Consider the following 18,476-nt stretch of genomic DNA (forward strand, 5'->3'; position numbering starts at 1 on the left):
TGTATGGAAAAATATTATGACTACTGAAATCCGTGTTCCTACTTTGGGCGAATCGGTTACCGAGGCAACTGTTGGTAAATGGTTTAAAAAGCTTGGTGACGCTGTTGCTATGGATGAGCCTTTGGTTGAATTAGAAACTGATAAGGTAACAGTTGAGGTTCCCTCACCTGTTTCAGGGAAATTATCTGAAATCATTGCAAAGGAAGGCGATACAGTTGGAGTGAATGCACTCTTAGGGATAGTTGAAGCTGGAGCAGCTGGTGTTACCAAAACATTGCCGACTTCTGAGGCATCTGGGTCTGCTACTCCCGTTGAATTGAAACAGTCTTCTTCAAGTAGTTCAATGCCTCCCGCACCTTCAGCAGCAAAATTGATGGCGGAAAATGATATTGCTAAAAACGATATTTCTGGTTCTGGAAAACGTGGGCAAATTCTTAAAGAAGATGTGCTGGGTGTGATGACACAAGGGACAAAAGCACCTATCCCTATGGCTTCTACAGTTAGCTCTTCTTCTGTCTCCAGCTCTTTGGCTGCTCCTGTACAGGAAATCCATGAGGAGCGGGTTCGTATGACAAAATTACGTCAAACAATTGCTCGTCGTCTTAAAGATGCACAGAATACTGCAGCAATGTTAACCACTTTTAATGAGGTTGATATGTCTGCAGTGATGGATTTGCGTAAGCGTTATAAGGATATTTTTGAAAAAAAGCATGGTGTTAAGCTTGGTTTTATGAGCTTTTTTACCAAAGCTGTTTGTCATGCATTAAAAGAACTTCCTGCTGTTAATGCAGAAATTGATGGAACAGATATTATTTACAAAAACTATGTCAATGCTGGAATTGCGGTTGGAACGGAGAAAGGGCTTGTCGTTCCTGTCTTGCGTAATGCAGATCAGATGTCGTTGGCAGAGATTGAAAAAGAAATTGGTCGTTTGGGGCGTCTTGCTCGTGATGGAAAATTAGCGGTTTCTGATATGCAAGGTGGAACTTTTACCATTACCAATGGGGGCGTTTATGGATCATTAATGTCTACGCCCATTTTGAATGCACCGCAGTCTGGTATTTTGGGAATGCATGCCATTAAAGAGCGGGCAGTGGTTATTGAGGGACAAATCGTGATTCGCCCCATGATGTATCTCGCACTTTCTTATGATCATCGTATTGTAGATGGCCAAGAAGCTGTGACTTTCCTTGTGCGTGTTAAGGAAAGTTTAGAAGATCCGGAACGCCTTGTTCTTGATTTGTAAAAGTACAATTTTCGAGATGAAAGGAAGAACGGATGTCTTATGATGTGGTTGTGATTGGAGCGGGTCCAGGTGGTTATGTCGCAGCAATAAAGGCGGCGCAATTAGGGCTAAAAACAGCAATTATTGAAAAACGGGTAACATTAGGGGGGACATGTCTTAATGTTGGCTGTATTCCTTCTAAAGCATTGTTACATGCTTCAGAAGTGTTTGCTGAAACGCAACATGGTTTTGAAACACTTGGTATTTCTATTGCAAAATCAAAGCTTAATCTTGAACAGATGATGGCACATAAAAAAGCTGTTGTGACAGCTAATACGAGTGGTGTCTCTTTTTTGATGAAAAAAAATAAAGTTGACACTTTTTTTGGTACAGCCAAAATTTTAAGTGCAGGTCATGTGGAAGTTACTGCTCGGGATGGTAGTATACAAAAGATTGAAACAAAGAATATTGTGATTGCTACGGGTTCAGAGAGTTCAGGCATTCCGGGTATGAATGTTGAAGTTGATGAAAAGGTCGTCGTCTCTTCTACGGGAGCTCTTACCCTTGAAAAAGTACCGACACGTATGATTGTTGTGGGGGCTGGTGTTATTGGTTCAGAGCTTGGTTCTGTTTGGAGTCGTTTAGGTGCTAAGGTAACCATTATTGAATATCTTAATAAAGTTTTAGGATCAATGGATGGTGAAATTTCGAGGCAGTTTCAAAAAATCATGGAAAAACAGGGGATTGAGTATAAGACTGGTGCAAAAGTGACAGCTATTACACGATCTGCTTCAACGGCTCAGGTAAGTTTTGAAGCCGTTAAAAGTGGTTCTTCTGAAACTTTAGAGGCTGATGTTGTACTCATTGCGACGGGACGTTTTCCATACACGGAAGGTCTTGGTTTGAGCGAGGCTGGTGTTCAGATGGATAGGCGTGGCTTTGTTGAAATCGATGCACAGTGGCAGACAAATATTCCAGGTATTTATGCAATTGGTGATGTTGTTAAAGGGCCGATGTTGGCGCATAAGGCAGAGGAAGAGGGGGTCGCTGTAGCGGAAATTTTGGCTGGTCAAAAGGGGCATGTTAATTTTGATATCATTCCTAGTGTTGTTTATACACAGCCGGAAATTGCTAGTGTAGGGAAGACAGAAGAAGAGCTTAAAGCTGCGGGTATTGAATATAATGTTGGTAAGTTTCCTTTCATGGCTAATGGTCGTGCACGTGCTATGCAAAGGAGTGATGGGTTTGTTAAAATCCTTGCTGATAAAAAGACAGATCGGGTATTAGGGGGGCATATTCTTGGGTTTGGTGCTGGCGAAATGATCCATGAAATTGCGGTTTTAATGGAATTTGGGGGCTCTTCAGAAGATTTGGGACGTTGTTGCCACGCGCATCCTACTTTATCAGAAGCTGTACGAGAGGCAGCTTTAGCGACATTTGCTAAGCCACTTCATATCTAGATGCACTTTGAATGTTCTATGAAGTTTCTTGAAAAAGCCTAAAGATATTTATCGGCAGTTTTATTGTTGTGTGTTTTGGAAAAAACTGCCTCTTATAAGAGGCGGTTTTTCTGTATTTTTTGTTGGTGTATAAAGACTTATTTTTTCTTTGTCCTAAAAGACACTCTCTCCAAACTACATCAATTTGTAATAAGACTGATGTGTCTTAAGCAAATTTCGTCTGTTGAGCACTGATGTAATGCATTGCGAGAAGGTTTTAGGGATAAACTTTATCTCCAATATTTCATTCAAAGAGACATTTCTCCATTTTCTTGATGCAAAAAAAACAGATGCATTTTATATTTATCAAAGTGTCTTATATCACCGTTAAAAGATACTTTTTTATAGTGCTACAGATAAACTTAAAACTGCAATTTTTTCTCTTCTTGTTGTTCTTTTATCCAAGTGGAAAGCCCCATGCGATCGAGATGTTTGAGAAAGGGGTGTGGTGGTAGTTCTTCTACGTTGACCATTGTTTTAACATCCCATTCACCAGTAGCAATAAGAAGGGCTGCTACTGCTGCTGGTACACCAGCGGTATAGGAAATGCCTTGTGCACCGGTTTCATTAAAAGCCTGCTTGTGATCGGCTATATTATAGATAAACATTTCTCTTGGTTTGCCATCTTTTTCACCTTTAATAAGATCTCCAATACAGGTTTTCCCAGTGTAGTCTGGTGCTAAAGAAGCTGGATCGGGTAAAACAGCTTTTACAACTTTTAAGGGGACAACTTCTTGACCTTCTGCCGTTTTAATAGGCTGTTCAGATAAAAGTCCAAGATTTTTTAAAACAGTAAAGACAGTAATGTAATGTTCACTAAATCCCATCCAGAAACGGACATTTTCTACATCGAGATTTTTGGATAATGAATGAATTTCATCATGTCCCGTCATATAGGCTTTTTGTTTGCCAACGACAGGGAGATCCCATTCATTACTGACTTCAAACATTTTATGGGAAACCCATTTTTTATTTTGCCAAGACCATACTTGTCCTGTAAATTCTCGAAAGTTAATTTCTGGATCAAAGTTGGTGGCAAACCAACGTCCATGGCTGCCGGCATTAATATCAATAATATCAATATCGGTGATCTTATCAAAATAATTTTCACGTGCTAATGCTGCATAAGCATTTACAACGCCTGGATCAAAACCAGCACCTAGAATAGCAGTGATACCAGCTTTTTCACATTCTTGACGCCGAGGCCATTCATAATTGCCATACCAAGGCGGTGTTTCGCAAATTTTCAGAGGATCTTCGTGAATGGCAGTATCAATGTAAGCGCATTTGGTTTGGATACAAGCAGAAAGAACAGACATGTTAAGGAAGGCTGAGCCTACATTTATGACAATTTCACATTTAGTCTTTTCAATGAGTTTTACAGTTTCTTCTCTATTCATTGCATCGAGTTTATGACATTCAAGAACGCCTTGCTCTTTCATGGTATTTTTTTCTTTAATCGAAGCAATGATGGCTTCACATTTTTTGAGGGTTCGTGAAGCAATATGAATTTCACCAAAAATATCGTTGTTTTGAGCGCATTTATGCGCAACAACCTGTGCAACACCTCCAGCACCAATAATGAGAATATTTTTCTTCATTGTAAGTTTATCTCCTTTTTAATACTGTTTGTTGTAGAATGTTTTTAATGGCTATTTTTATGAAAGACTTGTTTGATAATCATGATAATTAAATTGACGTTGAAGCGTTAGTGTACCATCAAATTCTTTGATCACAATGGCAGGCATTGCCACACCATTAAACCAGTTTTTCTTAACCATTGTATAACCGGCTGCATCCTGAAAAGACAATCGGTCACCTATTTTAAGAGGTTCTAGAAACTGAAATGTTCCAAAAATATCACCAGCAAGGCAGGATTTTCCGCATATCATAATTTCGTACGGTCCTTGATTTGGCTCTAATTTGGCGCTCTCACGATAAATGAGAAGATCAAGCATATGCGCTTCAATGGAACTATCAACAATAGCAAGTTTTTTTTCATTATACAATGTATCAAGAACACTTACTTCTAGTGTGGTGCTTTTTGTTATAGCTGCTTCTCCTGGTTCTAGAAAAATGGTGACACCATAGGCTTTTGAAAAATCTTTTAAACGTTTTGCAAAAGTTTCTAAAGGATAATTTTCAGCCGTAAAGTGAATTCCACCGCCAAGACTAATCCAGTCAACTGCAACAAAAAGTTCTGCAAATTTTTCTTCCATGTCCCCCAGCATTTGATTGAAAAGATTGAAATCAGCATTTTCGCAATTGTTGTGAATCATGAGGCCATTTATGAGTGGCAGAACTTCTTTTATAGCATTTTGATCGGTTTCTCCTAAACGACTAAAAGGGCGCGAGGGGTTGGCAAGATCAAAATTGGATGCACTGATTCCTGGATTTAACCTGAGACCCCGTTGAAGCATTTTTGTTGCATCAGAAAAACGTTGAAGTTGTTGGATGGAATTAAAAATAATTTTGTCTGCATAGCTACAGGCTTCATCAATTTCATGATCTGCCCAAGCAACCGAATAAGCATGGGTTTCTTTACCAAATTTTTCTCTTCCCAAACGCAGTTCATAAAGGGATGATGATGTGGTCCCATCCATAAATTCAGACATGACATCAAAAACACTCCATGTGGCAAAACATTTCAAAGCAAGCAAAATTTTTGCTCCAGACATGCTACGTAAGCGAGCGATAACTTCCATATTTTTGATGAGCTTAGATTTATCTATAAGATAATAGGGGGTTTTTATCATTGCTTATCCATTCTCTTTTGAAGGATCTTATTCTTGAGATCAACGTTTAGACAAAGAGCAACAGAATGTCTCTAGAAAAAACAGTTTTAAAAAAAGAATCTGTTTCTGTCTAGCGGTAGAAAGGCTTTCTGTAACTGCGTTTTGTTTTTGTAGTTTGAGATTTGCATTATGTGTATGAAAAAAAAATTGTATTATGTTTTCGCTCTTGTATTTATGGGCAGTTTTTTCCTTATAACAACCAATATTGTTAATTTGGTGCAAGATAAGAGCGATGTTGAAGCAAAATTGGTGTATTCAGACTTTGTTGAAGAGAGTTTTGTACCTTTGATTTTTACAGGGCGTAGAGAACTGAATGGTTTTAAGGGGTATCATAATTATCGGCGTGGTTATGTTAAGTATAGAGATAATTGGTGGTATCCTGAAGCAGCTTTCGTTGCATTACCACATTCAGAAACAAAACATGTGCCATTAAAAGCTGTCTTAGAGGACAAAAGGGTATTTTTAATCTCTTCTTTAGAGAAAAAACAGCCATTGATGTCTAAACAACACGTGGAATCTTGTCAGGCGCGTTATCGTTCTTATAATAAAAATGATAATAGTTATCAGCCTTTCCATGGTCCTCGTAAACAGTGTCTTTCGCGCTTTTTTTAAAAGTAAAAATTATTAAATAGAGAAAAATTTCTCTCAAGACTTGTCGTGCTCATTCTCGTTCTTAAAATAAAGAGGGAATGTGTGTGCGGTGGTCTATTTTTTATGTAACAGTTGTTTTTTGAAAATTTTAACTGCTTTTAAGTTTTATTAAATCTTATTATCGTTAAGTGTGTGATAAGGGGGGTGATAAGGTAAATTTTTATTTTGTCTATGACAAAATATTAAAGGATAATATGGAGTTTTAAGAATGACAACACGGGAAGCAATGTTGATGTTGCTCGTTTTGCTTCCCTTTGGTGGAAGTGCTGTTATCAGTTTATTTCGTTCGACAGCAAAAAATAACGAAGCATGGTTTGCTGGGGTTGTTGCACTTTTCAGTCTTTTTTTTACAGTTATACTTTATCCATCGGTGCGCGAAAATCGCGTGGTACGTTTAGATATTTCATGGCTTCCAGAATGGGATGTTAATTTGATCTTCCGTATGGATGGTTTGGCGTGGCTTTTTTGTTTGCTCATTACAGGAATTGGACTTCTTGTTGTCGTCTATGCGCGTTATTACATGGATCAGGCGGATTCTGTGCCGCGCTTTTTTTCTTTTTTTCTGGCTTTTATGGGATCAATGACAGGGATAGTCTTATCTGGTAATCTCGTTTTTTTGGTTATTTTTTGGGAACTCACCAGTATTTTTTCTTTTTTGTTGATCGGTTATTGGTACCATAATGCAAGTGCACGCGAGGGAGCGCGCATGGCTTTAACCATCACAGGTTTTGGTGGTTTTGCTCTTTTTAGTGGCGTTTTATTGGTTGGCCATATTGTTGGTAGTTTTGATTTGGATAAGGTGTTGCAGTCTGGAGAGATGATTCGATCAAGTGCGCTTTATAATCCTGTCCTTATTTGTATCTTATTGGGAGGATTAACAAAAAGTGCACAGTTTCCTTTCCATTTTTGGTTGCCTGGTGCGATGGCTGCTCCAACACCGGTATCAGCTTATTTGCATTCGGCAACAATGGTAAAAGCAGGGTTGTTTTTGCTTGTTCGTTTATGGCCCGTGCTCTCTGGAACGGAAACTTGGTTTTGGTTGGTAGGCTTTTCAGGTCTTTCAACATTGCTGCTTGGTGCTTATTTTTCCATGTTTCAGCAAGATTTAAAAGGGTTACTTGCTTATTCAACCATTAGTCATCTTGGATTGATTACCACACTTTTAAGTCTTGGTAGTCCGCTTGCATGTGTTGCGGCAATCTTTCATATGGCTAATCACGCCACTTTTAAAGCTTCTTTATTTATGGCTGCTGGTATTATTGATCATGAGACTGGAACACGTGATATGCGTAAGTTGACAGGTCTTTATCGTACTATGCCGATTACTGCAACTCTTGCTTTGGTAGCAAGTGCGGCAATGGCTGGAGTTCCTTTGTTAAATGGCTTTTTGTCGAAAGAAATGTTTTTTGCAGAAGCGGTTGAAATGCATATGGATTCATGGCTCGATTGGATTGCACCTTATGTGGCAACGCTCGCTAGTCTGTTTAGTGTGACTTATTCTATACGTTTTATTCATGGTGTTTTTTTAGGGGAAAAAGCTGTTCATTTACCCAAAACTCCACATGAACCACCCCATTTTATGCGGTTACCTATGGAACTTTTGGTGTTCATTTGTTTGGCAGTTGGTATTTTTCCTAATTTAACAATAGGACCTATTTTGGATAATGCTGTTGTCTCTGTTTTAGGTCCCATGTCAATCTCTTATAGTTTGGCTGTTTGGCACGGGCTTAATACGCCATTGATGATGAGCTTGGTGGCTTTATCAGGAGGCGGATTGCTCTATGTTATCGGGCATCGTTATTTTTTGTCTTGTGATGATGGACCTCCTTTTTTTCGTCATTTGAAAGGAACACGCATTTTTGAACGCGTTCTGGTGATTATTTCTTGGAAATGGGCACGGGCGCTGGAGGCTGTTTTGTCGACACGTCGTTTGCAAATGCAATTACATTGGATTTTTTTGTTGTGTTTTGCATTTGTTGGTCTTTTACTTTGGTACGACGGTTTTATTTCAGCGGGATCGTTACCGCTTTTTCCGCTTGATATTCCTTTCCTGGTTGTTTGGTTGGTGGGGGGATCCTGTGCTCTTTTGGTTGCTTGGCAAGCAAAATTTCATCGTCTTGCATCGCTTATGCTGTTGAGTGGAGCTGGTTTGATGACTTGTGCAACCTTTTTGTGGCTCTCCGCACCCGATTTAGCAATAACACAATTGGTTGTTGAGGTGGTGACAACCGTTTTATTATTGCTTGGCTTGCGGTGGTTGCCTAAGCGTTTATATAATCCTGATCCAACTCCTGTTTGTTTTTACGTGCGTTTTCGTCGTGTTCGTGATTTCATTATAGCTGTTATGGGAGGTGTTGGGGTTGCGTGGCTTTCTTTTGCAATGATGACACGTCCTCAAGGTTCAACAGTTGCCGATTTTTTTCTAACGAATGCTTACAGTGGTGCTGGTGGTCGCAATGTTGTGAATGTGTTGTTGGTTGATTTCCGTGGTTTTGATACTATGGGGGAAGTTGTCGTTTTAGGTGTTGTTTCACTCACGGTTTTTGCTCTTTTACGACGCTTTCGTCCTGCTCCTGAAAGTATTGATGCACCTTTTCAACAACGTGTTCAGAAAGCTTTTGATATGGAGCAGCCTGATAGGGATGTGGGGGATACCGTCTTGAACTATCTTGTTGTTCCTGCGGTTATTATGGGATGGCTCTTTTCTGTTATTATCGCTTTTTCTGTCTATTTATTTATGCGTGGGCATGATCTTCCGGGCGGTGGATTTGTTGGTGGTGTGACTTTAGCGATAGGTTTTATTTTGCAATATCTTGCTCGTGATATTCGTTGGGTGGAAAGCCATTTGAAGGTTTTACCATTACGCTGGATGGGCTTTGGTTTATTGTTATCCGTCTTGACGGGAGTGGGAGCTTGGTTTTTTGGCACTCCTTTTTTAACCTCTTTTTTCCAATATACGCATTTACCACTGATTGGAAAGATTCCTATAGCATCTGCTTTTTTATTTGATCTTGGTGTGTTTTCTCTTGTCTTAGGGGCAACGGTTCTCATTTTAATTGCACTGGCACACCAGTCTATTCGTAGTTATCGAATCGGTAAGAAACCTCTTTTGAACGAGAAGGAAAATTAATGGAAATTGTTCTTTCTTTGGCTATCGGTGTTCTTGTTGGATCAGGCATTTGGCTCATTTTACGTCCACGAACTTTCCAAGTCATTCTTGGTTTGTCTTTGATCTCCTATGGAGTCAATCTTTTTATGTTTTCAATGAGTAGACCGCGTAGCAATGCTGCGCCGATTATTGATCCTACTAAAGTGATTAATCCGGAAAATTACGTTGATCCTCTTCCGCAGGCATTAGTTTTAACAGCAATTGTGATTGGTTTTGCAACGACAGCTCTCTTTTTGGTTATCCTTCTTGTTTCACGCGGATTAACAGGTTCAGATCACGTTGATGGACGTGAGGTGCAATGATGGGAGAATACCAACGCCATCTTCTTATTTTGCCTATTGTTTTACCATTAATCACTGGAGCTCTCCTGCTTTTTTATGATGAACGCCGTGCAAAACTTAAGTCATTCATAAGTTTGTTTTCTGCGGGATTGTTGGTTATTATCGCTATTTTATTGGTTATGCATGTTCTTGAAGTTGCACCAGCTGCGGGGGTTTATCGGCTTGGCAATTGGCCTTCTCCTTTTGGAATTATTTTGGTTCTTGATCGCTTAAGCGCTATGATGCTTGTTCTGTCTAGCTTGGTGATGATGGGCGCATTGGTTTTTGCACGGGCGCATTGGTATAAAGCTGGTCCTCATTTTCAGTCATTGATGCAGTTTTTCATGGTTGGAATAAATGGTGCTTTTTTAACAGGAGATTTGTTCAATTTATTTGTGTTTTTTGAAGTGATGTTAACCGCTTCTTATGGGCTTGCCTTGCACGGTTCTGGTCAATTACGCGTGCGTGCTGGATTGCATTATGTGGTGATTAATCTTGTTGCTTCATTGTTGTTTCTCGTTGGTACGGCACTCATTTATGGAGTCGTTGGTACCTTGAATATGGCGGATTTGGCTGTAAAAATAAAACATATAGCCTCTGCGGATATTGTTCTCTTTGAAATAGGAGCAGCACTTTTGGGGATTGCTTTTTTACTCAAAGCAGGGATGTGGCCACTTAATTTTTGGTTGATACCAACTTACAGTGCAGCAGCAGCACCCGTTGGAGCTTCTTTTGCTCTTTTGAGCAAGGTGGGTATTTATATTATTTTACGTCTGACATTGTTATGGTTTGGTCCTGAAAGTGGATATTTTAGCTATTTTGGTCACATGATTTTGTTTTATGGTGGGTTGGCTACCATAGCTTTTGGCTTTATTGGAATTTTGGCTAGTCAAGTTTTGGTGCGTTTGGCAGCTTATAGCGTTCTTGTCTCTTCTGGTACATTGTTGAGTGCAATTGGGATTGGCCATGCAGCACTGACAGCAGGTGCACTCTTTTATATTGTTTCTTCAACTTTAGCTCTTGGCGCTTTTTTTCTTTTGGTGGAACTTGTTGAACGTTGTCAGGATGTAGCAGCGAATGTTTTGACTGTTACGATGGAAGTTTATGGTGACGATGAAGAGGAGGTAGAAGATGAAGTTGGTACCTATTTACCAGTAACTTTAGCGATTCTCGGGGGGTGTTTTTGTATCTGTGCCCTCTTAATTATTGGGTTGCCGCCTTTTTCTGGTTTCGTGGCTAAATTTGTGATGTTTATAGCAATTTTAAACCATACTAAGGGAGATTTATCTGTTTTCCTACCGGCTTACCAAGATTGGCTGTTTGTGATTTTTGTCTCCCTCGCTGGTTTTGCCACTTTAATTGCTCTCACAAGAGCGGGTATTCGAACTTTTTGGGTTTCTCTTGAAGGGAGAGTTCCGCGTGTGCAGGTGATTGAATTTGCACCTATTGCTACTCTTCTGGCTTTGTGCTTTCTTATAACAATTTTAGCTGCTCCTGTTAGCCATTATATGTCTGAAACAGCTAAAGCTTTATATAATCCTCAAAACTATATTGGAAGCGTTTTAGACGATTTTTCTTTTGAGAATGGGGACATCAATCGATGAACTATTTTACTTCTTTCCCTCTTTTTAGTGCGGCAATCGTTTTTATGTGGTTGACCTTAAATGGTTTTAGTTTAGGCCAATTGCTTTTAGGGATTATCGTTGCTTTGTTTAGTGGTTGGATGATGCGGTCTCTTGAACCAGAAAAAATCACCGTTAAAAGTTGGCGTGCAGTTTTTCGTCTCATTTTTCGCGTGTTTATCGATTCTATTATTTCAAATGTTTCTGTGGCTTATTTTGTTTTGACAAAAAGATCTCAAAAGCAGCAGTCTGATTTTATTGTGGTGCCTCTTTTGCTCGAAAGTCGTACTGCTTTGGCGATTTTAGCATGCATTCTCTCTGTTACTCCAGGAACCGTTTGGATTGCTTATAATAGAAAAAATAGTGAGCTTTTACTTCATGTTTTAGACTTTAAAAATGGATATAATTATCAACGGTCGATTAAACAACGCTATGAACAATTGCTTTTGGAGATTTTCTGATGAGTATGATGATTCTTTATTGGGGGATTTTTTGGGCGCAGTTTTTTTTGAGTTTGGCAATGATTTTTGCACTATTTCGATTAATTCGTGGTCCACGGGCGCAGGATCGCATCGTGGGATTGGATGCTCTTTATGTCATAACGATTCTTTTGTTTCTGACCTTTGATCTTCGATCAGGAACAACTATTTATTTTGTAGCACCTCTCATTATTGGACTGTTAGGTCCTGTATCAAGTATTGCTTTGGCAAAATTTCTCATGCGAGGAGAAATTATTGAATGAAAGATGATATCTCACTTGTGGTTGCTGTTGCTGTTACAGTTTTTTTAGTATTGGGGTCGGGTCTCACATTGATTGGAACAATAGGATTGCTGCGTCTTTCCAGTTTCTATAAGCGTTTGCATATGCTTTCACTCAGTACAAGTTGGGGAGCTGGAAGTATTCTTATCGCATCGTTTCTTTATTCTATCTTTGTGGATCACCATTTTGTGTTTCATGAAATATTATTAATGATTTTTTTACTCATAACAATACCTGTGGCTTCTATGCTGGTATCACAGGCAGCCGCTTATCGACACCATTCAGAAAATACATCAGAAAAACCGCTGGCTCTTTTATCACATCAAATGACAGAACAACCGCCTACATCAGAAGAAATGTTATGCGATGAGAACCAGCGCGATTCTTGATATACAAGTGTCTTTTCTATTTTATTGCGCGCTTTGTTCTTCTACACAGCGAATTGGATTTTCTTCTTTTGGATCATTGATGAGATCATAAAATAAAGCTTCATCTTTTGTTGTCCACCATACATACTGTCCGCTTACATATTTTGCTCCAGAAGCAGCAATAACATTGGAACCAACAATACGCTTTCCTTTCCATTTGAAATCAACAAGCGCAATATTACCAGCAGTGTAATAGGTTGCTTCAATAGCCTCTTTATTTTTTCCCATATCGCATTGATAGGTAGCAATTTCTGTCGTTGGTGCCGGATCATCTGGGACCTCAATGACTAAAGAACCTGCTAACGCATTGATTGAACTACAGAATAATAGACTTAAAGCGGTAAAAAACCGTGGCGTAAAAGAAGTTTTGTTCATAATATTCCTTTCATTCTTTAGAATAATAATGTTGATTCATCTTTACAAAGGATAGGTTTATTCTGTTCTGGATCGTCTACGAGATCATAGAGTGTTACTTCTTTGTTCTTTTCCCACCAGATATACTGGGCTCCCGCATATTTTACTCCAGATGCAGCGATAACATTAGCAGCAATAACGCGATCACCTTTCCATTTGAAATCAACCAACGAAATATTTTCAGCGTTGTGATAGGTTGCTTCAACCCGTTCTTTACTTATTCCTGTATCACATTGATAGGTTACTTTTTGTGTTGTTGGCTCTGGATTATCTGGTATCTCAAGGATTATAGAGCCAGCAAAGACATTGCTTGAACTAAAAAGTGATACACTTGAAGCGGCCAAAAATCCTAAAATATGTAGAGTTTTTTTCATAATGCTTCCCTATATTGCACGACAGAATGATTTGATTGATATGATGGTGTCCACGGCAGGATTCGAACCTGCGACCCCAGGATTCATACCACTTCGATTTTCACCGCCAGCGTTAAAAGCTGTTTGTGGTCTGGACTGTCTCTTCACCATAAAGCTTATGCCTTTTAGGTGCTGCCCGTTCAGTCTCTACACCTTCCTCCCCTTATAATAGAGAGGCTTGGCTCGGGATTGGCATATGGTTTCCCATGAAGCTTTCCCCGAATTTGAGCAGATCCACTTTGAGGATTTCTCCTTAAGGCGCCCAATTTCTTTAGGAATCCTGTGCTCTATCCTACTGAGCTACGCAGACATCATCATATCTCTTTCTTTAATAGAAGTATAAAAACGAATCAATTATATTCAATATGAATTAACGAATTTCCGTTAATTTTTGTTCCAAAAAGGTTAAAACTGCATTTGATGGAACATTTTTTGCAATAAATGATTGTCCAAGTCCGCGTGTTAAGATGAACGTTAAGTTGTTTTGCGAAACTTTTTTATCTTGAGCAATAAAAGACATCAGTGTTTCAGCATCTGGGAGTGTACCTGCAATGTCTTTTAGTTGTGTAGGCAATCCTACAGCTTTAAAATGGGCTTCAATGCGCTGTGTGAGTGCGGCATCTATTAAATTCAGTTGTGCGGAAAATTGATGCGCTAGAATCATCCCAATTGCTACAGCTTCACCATGGATTAAACGGTTTGAGTCATAAGCGGTTGCTGTTTCAAGCATGTGTCCAAATGTATGACCAAGATTTAAGAGTGCGCGTTCTCCCGTTTCATATTCATCACGCGCGACAATGTCTGCTTTAAATTGGCATGAGCGGACAATGGCCTCTGTTCGCATAGAGCCATTGGAGAAAACTTTTTGTCCATTTTTTTCAAGCCATGCAAAGAAATCAGGCTGGTTAATAAGACCATATTTGACCATTTCCGCATAACCAGCGCGAAAGTGACGCGGCGGCAATGTGTCAAGGATACAAGTGTCAGCAATAACGCATCGTGGTTGATAAAAAGTGCCAATGAGATTTTTACCATATTGGCTATTAATACCTGTTTTTCCTCCAACAGAGGAGTCAATTTGTGCAAGCAGTGTTGTGGGTATTTGAATGAAGTTCATACCGCGGCGGATAATACTTGCGGCAAATCCTGCCAAGTCGCCAATGACACCACCACCAAAAGCAATAACGCAGTCACCTCTCTCTAAACGTGCCGCAAGAATTTTATCAATGACGCTTTGCAGGGTTGAAAAGGATTTTGATTGTTCTCCTGCTTCTACAACAATTGGAACGGTATGAATTTTATTTTTTGTTAATTCTTTCTGTAATGTCTCTAAATGGAGGGATGCAACATTTGTATCTGTAACAATTGCCAAACGTATTGGATGAGAATCTGTTTGGTGGAGAGAATGTTTAATCTGCAGAGCTGCTTGTGCAATGAGATTTGATCCAATGATGATATCGTAACAATGTTTATCCAGCTTAACAGTAACGGTTTTGGTTTGCATGCTTGTTGTTCCTATGGTTGTTTTTTTCTATCGAGGTAGTGCTGTACAGATCGTATGACATTTTTTGCGACGGTAAGACGACTTTCTTTATGCGTATTAATTGTTAAGTTTGCTTTTGCATAAATAGGATAACGCTGTTCCATGAGTTTTTGCATGGTTTCTTTAGGGTTTGCTGTTTGGAGAAGTGGTCGCGTTTTGCGCTTTGAAACACGTTGCATGAGGATATCAAGGTCGGCTTTGAGCCAGATAGATATACCCTTTTGGTGAATCGCTTTTCGGATGTCTTGATTTATGTAGGCACCACCACCGGTTGCTAAAACAAGAGGACTTTTTTTGATAAGATTGAGAATAACACGCTGTTCAAGAGCGCGAAATTCTGATTCACCATAAACTTTAAAAAGTTCGGTGATGGTCATTTTTGAAGCTTTTTCGATTTCCTGATCAGAATCATAAAACGGCAAATGAAGCATGGTGGCAACGCGTTTGCCGATGACTGATTTGCCTGCACCCATCAAACCAACAAAGACAAGGGCGCGTTTATCAAGGGATGATAAGAGCTGGCTCTTTATCTGTGTCATCGGGATATGTTTTGGTCGATTATTTTCCATAATTTATTTCGACATTTATCTGCATTAAAGTCAATTCCTGTTAATCTTTGTAAGGCATAATTCAACCGATGGAATGGTTCTGGAGAAAGTTTATTGCCTTATGCCAACATTGACCAGATTTTTAATGATTCTTTTTATTTCCTTTGTTATTCTTTTTAGTATCATGGTTGCTCTTGTTGTGTTTGTTAAACCCGTAACTGTGGATATGTATGTTGATGTCCCTTTGGATTCACTCAATCTTTCTTCAAAAGGGGATCAAGGTAATGAAAAGTGATACCATAATAGATCGTTTTCTTGAAATGATGAGTGCTGAACGAGGCGCTTGTGACCATACACTTGCGGCTTATCAACATGATTTGCAATGGGCAGAGGGTGTGTTGTCTTCACACACTGTGTCACTTTTTTCAGCGCAAAAAGAAGATTTGATTGGTCTTTTATCACTTATGCACACTCTTGGTTGTGCAGCGTCTTCACAAGCACGTCGTTTATCGACTTTGCGTCAATTTTATCAATTTCTTTATTCGGAAGGATTGAGAGAAGATGATCCTTCCCATGATATTGATGCACCTCGTCAGGGGCGTTCTTTACCAAAAATTATCAGTGAAGATATGGTAATGAAATTGCTTGATTTGGCGCAAAGAGAAGTTGTTCAAGCAGATGAGGGATCAAAAGAATATTTGCGTGCATTGCGTCTTCAGTTGTTGATTGAAATGCTTTATGCAACAGGACTGCGTATTAGTGAATTGGTAAGTCTTCCAGTACAGGCTGTTCGGGGAAAAGGATATAGTTTTTTAGTTCGTGGTAAGGGTAAAAAAGAACGAATGGTGCTGTTATCAAAAAAAGCTTGCCAAGTTCTTTCGCAGTGGTTGAACTTGCGTGATCAGGGAAAAGATGCAAAAAGCCCTTATCTTTTTCCTGCCCATTCACAGACAGGGTATATTGCTCGACAAGTTGTGGCACGGGAGTTGAAAAGTCTCGCTACAAGAGCAGGAATAAAAAGTGACCACTTTTCTCCCCATGTGTTGCGCCATGCTTTTGCTAGTCATCTCTTGCAAAATGGTGCTGATTTGCGTGCTGTTCAACATTTGTTGGGTCATTCTGATATTGCGACCACTCAGATTTATACCCATGTATTGGAAGCAGGGCTTTATCGTCTCGTTAATGAGCATCATCCTCTTGCTGATGAGCAGAAGGCTCAATAAGAATAAGGTGATGTTTTTGAAAAACACTTTATAAAACGGATTATAAGTGTATAAGTGACACCAAATAAGTTGGGTACCAATGTATAATTATCTTGATTTTGAAAAACCAGTTGCTGATCTCGATGGAAAAATTCTTGAATTAAAACAAATTTCTCAAGAAGAAGGCAGTCTTGATATGAGTGATGAGATTGCACGCCTTGAAGTGCGTTCTCAAACGGCATTGCGCGATATTTATAAAAAGTTATCGCCATGGCAAAAAACACAAGTGGCTCGCCATCCGGATCGTCCCCATTTTATGGATTATTCTGCGCGTTTGCTAAGCGATGTGACACCTTTGGCAGGAGACCGAAAATTTGCTGAAGATGAAGCTATACAAGCCGGATTCGCACGCTTTAGAGGGGAAGCAGTTGCTTACATAGGCCAAGAGAAAGGTCATGATACGCAAACGCGTTTGCGCTATAATTTCGGTTCTGCTCGTCCAGAAGGTTATCGCAAAGCCGTACGTATTATGGAAATGGCTGACCGCTTTGGTTTGCCACTCCTTACTTTTGTTGATACGGCAGGTGCTTATCCTGGTGTGAGCGCTGAAGAACGCGGTCAAGCAGAAGCAATTGCCCAATCAACAGCGGCAACTTTGCGCCTAAAAGTGCCTGTTGTTTCAGTCGTTATTGGAGAAGGTGGTTCAGGGGGAGCAATCGCAATTGCTGCTGCTAACAAAGTTTATATGTTAGAACATGCGATTTATTCTGTTATTTCTCCAGAAGGCGCAGCTTCTATTTTATGGCGCGATCCAACGCGGGCAAAAGATGCTGCAATGAATATGCGTATTACGGCGCAAGATTTATATCGGTTTAAAATTATTGATGGCATTATTCCGGAGCCTTTGGGAGGAGCGCATCGAGGTAAGGAAACTGTGATTGATGCAACAGGCGAAGTTATTGCAGAGGCTTTAAAGGATATGGCTGGAAAAGATGGTGAAGCTCTTAAAAAAGAGCGTTGGGAAAAATATCTTCAGATTGGTCGATCTTTAACATAAGTCATTTTTTATGAGGGGATGGATTGGAGTTTTATTCGATGATATTTAACAGATTCCTTGCTGTGTGTGTGTTGTTTGCAATCGGAATATTAACGGCATGTGAGGGGAGATTGCCATCGTCTATTCGCGCTAAAGTTGAACAGCCTCTTCCTCAAGAAATTCAAAATAGAATGGTTTTGTATGATATCGATCCTTATGCGCCAATTATGATGCGGTTTTTTAAGCAAGAAAATGTCGCTGAAATTTGGAAGCAGTCTCGTTCAGGGCCTTTTGTGCTGATGGCGCGTTACGGTATTTGCAAGTGGTCTGGTCAGCTTGGACCTAAATATAAGGAAGGGGATTTACAAACACCGGAGGGTTTTTATACCATTAGTGCAAGTCAAATGAATCCTTATTCAAAATATTATCTTTCTTTTAATATAGGATTTCCCAACCTCTATGATCAAGCCCATGGACGAACAGGAAGCAATCTTATGGTGCATGGTTCTTGCTTTTCCGCTGGTTGCTATTCCATGAGTGATAAGAATATGGCACAGATTTATGCCTTTGCACGGGATGCTTTTAGAGGTGGACAAAGAGAATTTCAATTGCAGGCTTTTCCTTTCCGCATGACCGATGCTAATATGGCTCGCCATAAGTCTGATCCTCATTATCAATTTTGGGTTATGCTGAAGGAAGGCTATGATTTTTTTGAAGAAAATCGTACTCCCCCAACGGTTGAGGTTTATGAAAAACGCTATGTTTTCAATCGTGGACTTAATAAAAATTCAAGTGCTCTAACGCCCTGAGTATCATCTTCTCGTAACATGGATATCTTTCCAAAGAGGTAA

General features: G+C 39.6%; 19 protein-coding genes and 1 pseudogene. 13 read left to right on the forward strand and 7 right to left on the reverse strand.

The genetic code is table 11. From position 1 onward, the window contains the following. The first annotated feature begins 16 nt into the window (after positions 1-16). Complete coding sequence (gene odhB / locus PVV64_RS00310) at positions 17-1,246, forward strand: 2-oxoglutarate dehydrogenase complex dihydrolipoyllysine-residue succinyltransferase (RefSeq protein ID WP_273759093.1); 1,230 nt, start codon at positions 17-19, stop codon at positions 1,244-1,246. Positions 1,247-1,278: 32 nt separating this feature from the next. After that, a complete protein-coding gene (lpdA, locus tag PVV64_RS00315; protein ID WP_273759094.1) occupies positions 1,279-2,685 on the forward strand; it encodes a dihydrolipoyl dehydrogenase in 1,407 nt (468 codons plus the stop codon). Positions 2,686-3,086: 401 nt separating this feature from the next. Here lpdA and PVV64_RS00320 read toward each other — a convergent pair whose 3' ends face one another. Further along, entirely contained in the window at positions 3,087-4,325 is a 1,239-nt protein-coding gene (locus PVV64_RS00320) for a saccharopine dehydrogenase family protein (RefSeq protein ID WP_273759095.1), read from the reverse strand. Positions 4,326-4,382: 57 nt separating this feature from the next. Then, positions 4,383-5,480, reverse strand: coding sequence for a carboxynorspermidine decarboxylase (locus tag PVV64_RS00325; protein ID WP_273759096.1), 1,098 nt, complete (start codon positions 5,478-5,480; stop codon positions 4,383-4,385). A gap of 168 nt (positions 5,481-5,648) precedes the next feature. Between PVV64_RS00325 and PVV64_RS00330 the strand changes: the two genes are divergently transcribed. From PVV64_RS00330 to mnhG, 7 genes are all read left to right on the forward strand, one after another. Continuing rightward, a complete protein-coding gene (locus PVV64_RS00330; protein ID WP_273759097.1) occupies positions 5,649-6,131 on the forward strand; it encodes a BA14K family protein in 483 nt (160 codons plus the stop codon). A 247-nt stretch (positions 6,132-6,378) separates the two neighbouring features. Then, positions 6,379-9,300: a monovalent cation/H+ antiporter subunit A gene (locus PVV64_RS00335; protein WP_273759098.1), complete on the forward strand. Its 2,922-nt coding sequence runs from the start codon at positions 6,379-6,381 to the stop codon at positions 9,298-9,300. Then, entirely contained in the window at positions 9,300-9,641 is a 342-nt protein-coding gene (locus PVV64_RS00340; protein ID WP_273759099.1) for a Na+/H+ antiporter subunit C, read from the forward strand. The genes PVV64_RS00335 and PVV64_RS00340 overlap by 1 nt, the downstream gene beginning before the upstream one ends. Then, entirely contained in the window at positions 9,641-11,263 is a 1,623-nt protein-coding gene (locus tag PVV64_RS00345) for a monovalent cation/H+ antiporter subunit D (protein WP_273759273.1), read from the forward strand. The genes PVV64_RS00340 and PVV64_RS00345 overlap by 1 nt, the downstream gene beginning before the upstream one ends. Beyond that, a complete protein-coding gene (locus PVV64_RS00350) occupies positions 11,260-11,742 on the forward strand; it encodes a Na+/H+ antiporter subunit E (RefSeq protein WP_273759100.1) in 483 nt (160 codons plus the stop codon). Before PVV64_RS00345 ends, PVV64_RS00350 begins: the two co-directional genes overlap by 4 nt. After that, positions 11,742-12,023: a K+/H+ antiporter subunit F gene (locus tag PVV64_RS00355; RefSeq protein WP_273759101.1), complete on the forward strand. Its 282-nt coding sequence runs from the start codon at positions 11,742-11,744 to the stop codon at positions 12,021-12,023. The genes PVV64_RS00350 and PVV64_RS00355 overlap by 1 nt, the downstream gene beginning before the upstream one ends. Then, complete coding sequence (gene mnhG, locus PVV64_RS00360; RefSeq protein ID WP_273759103.1) at positions 12,020-12,430, forward strand: monovalent cation/H(+) antiporter subunit G; 411 nt, start codon at positions 12,020-12,022, stop codon at positions 12,428-12,430. The genes PVV64_RS00355 and mnhG overlap by 4 nt, the downstream gene beginning before the upstream one ends. 21 nt (positions 12,431-12,451) lie before the next feature. Here the strand turns inward: mnhG and PVV64_RS00365 are convergent, their stop codons facing one another. The 5 genes and pseudogenes from PVV64_RS00365 to PVV64_RS00385 form a co-directional block, all read right to left on the reverse strand. Next, positions 12,452-12,844: an MliC family protein gene (locus tag PVV64_RS00365; RefSeq protein WP_273759105.1), complete on the reverse strand. Its 393-nt coding sequence runs from the start codon at positions 12,842-12,844 to the stop codon at positions 12,452-12,454. Positions 12,845-12,861: 17 nt separating this feature from the next. Further along, the gene (locus PVV64_RS00370; protein WP_273759106.1) at positions 12,862-13,257 is read right to left on the reverse strand and encodes an MliC family protein; all 396 of its coding nucleotides are present in this window, start codon (positions 13,255-13,257) and stop codon (positions 12,862-12,864) included. Between the two features lie 9 nt (positions 13,258-13,266). Further along, positions 13,267-13,407, reverse strand: coding sequence for a hypothetical protein (locus tag PVV64_RS00375; RefSeq protein ID WP_273759107.1), 141 nt, complete (start codon positions 13,405-13,407; stop codon positions 13,267-13,269). A gap of 259 nt (positions 13,408-13,666) precedes the next feature. Continuing rightward, a complete protein-coding gene (gene aroB / locus PVV64_RS00380) occupies positions 13,667-14,800 on the reverse strand; it encodes a 3-dehydroquinate synthase (RefSeq protein ID WP_273759108.1) in 1,134 nt (377 codons plus the stop codon). After that, positions 14,775-15,408: pseudogene (locus PVV64_RS00385) on the reverse strand (shikimate kinase). Before PVV64_RS00385 ends, aroB begins: the two are co-directional and overlap by 26 nt. A gap of 100 nt (positions 15,409-15,508) precedes the next feature. Here PVV64_RS00385 and PVV64_RS00390 point away from each other — a divergent pair. The 4 genes from PVV64_RS00390 (at position 15,509) to PVV64_RS00405 (ending at position 18,434) form a co-directional block, all read left to right on the forward strand. After that, a complete protein-coding gene (locus PVV64_RS00390) occupies positions 15,509-15,682 on the forward strand; it encodes a hypothetical protein (protein ID WP_273719696.1) in 174 nt (57 codons plus the stop codon). Beyond that, a complete protein-coding gene (locus PVV64_RS00395; RefSeq protein WP_273759109.1) occupies positions 15,672-16,610 on the forward strand; it encodes a site-specific tyrosine recombinase XerD in 939 nt (312 codons plus the stop codon). Before PVV64_RS00390 ends, PVV64_RS00395 begins: the two co-directional genes overlap by 11 nt. 79 nt (positions 16,611-16,689) lie before the next feature. Next, positions 16,690-17,646, forward strand: coding sequence for an acetyl-CoA carboxylase carboxyltransferase subunit alpha (locus tag PVV64_RS00400; RefSeq protein WP_273759110.1), 957 nt, complete (start codon positions 16,690-16,692; stop codon positions 17,644-17,646). A gap of 38 nt (positions 17,647-17,684) precedes the next feature. Beyond that, positions 17,685-18,434, forward strand: a complete 750-nt coding sequence (locus PVV64_RS00405) for a murein L,D-transpeptidase family protein (protein ID WP_273759111.1) — start codon at positions 17,685-17,687, stop codon at positions 18,432-18,434. The last annotated feature ends 42 nt before the right edge of the window (positions 18,435-18,476 follow it).

Origin of the sequence: Bartonella sp. ML70XJBT.G, assembly GCF_028618575.1 — a bacterium.
Taxonomy (GTDB): Bacteria; Pseudomonadota; Alphaproteobacteria; order Rhizobiales; family Rhizobiaceae; genus Bartonella.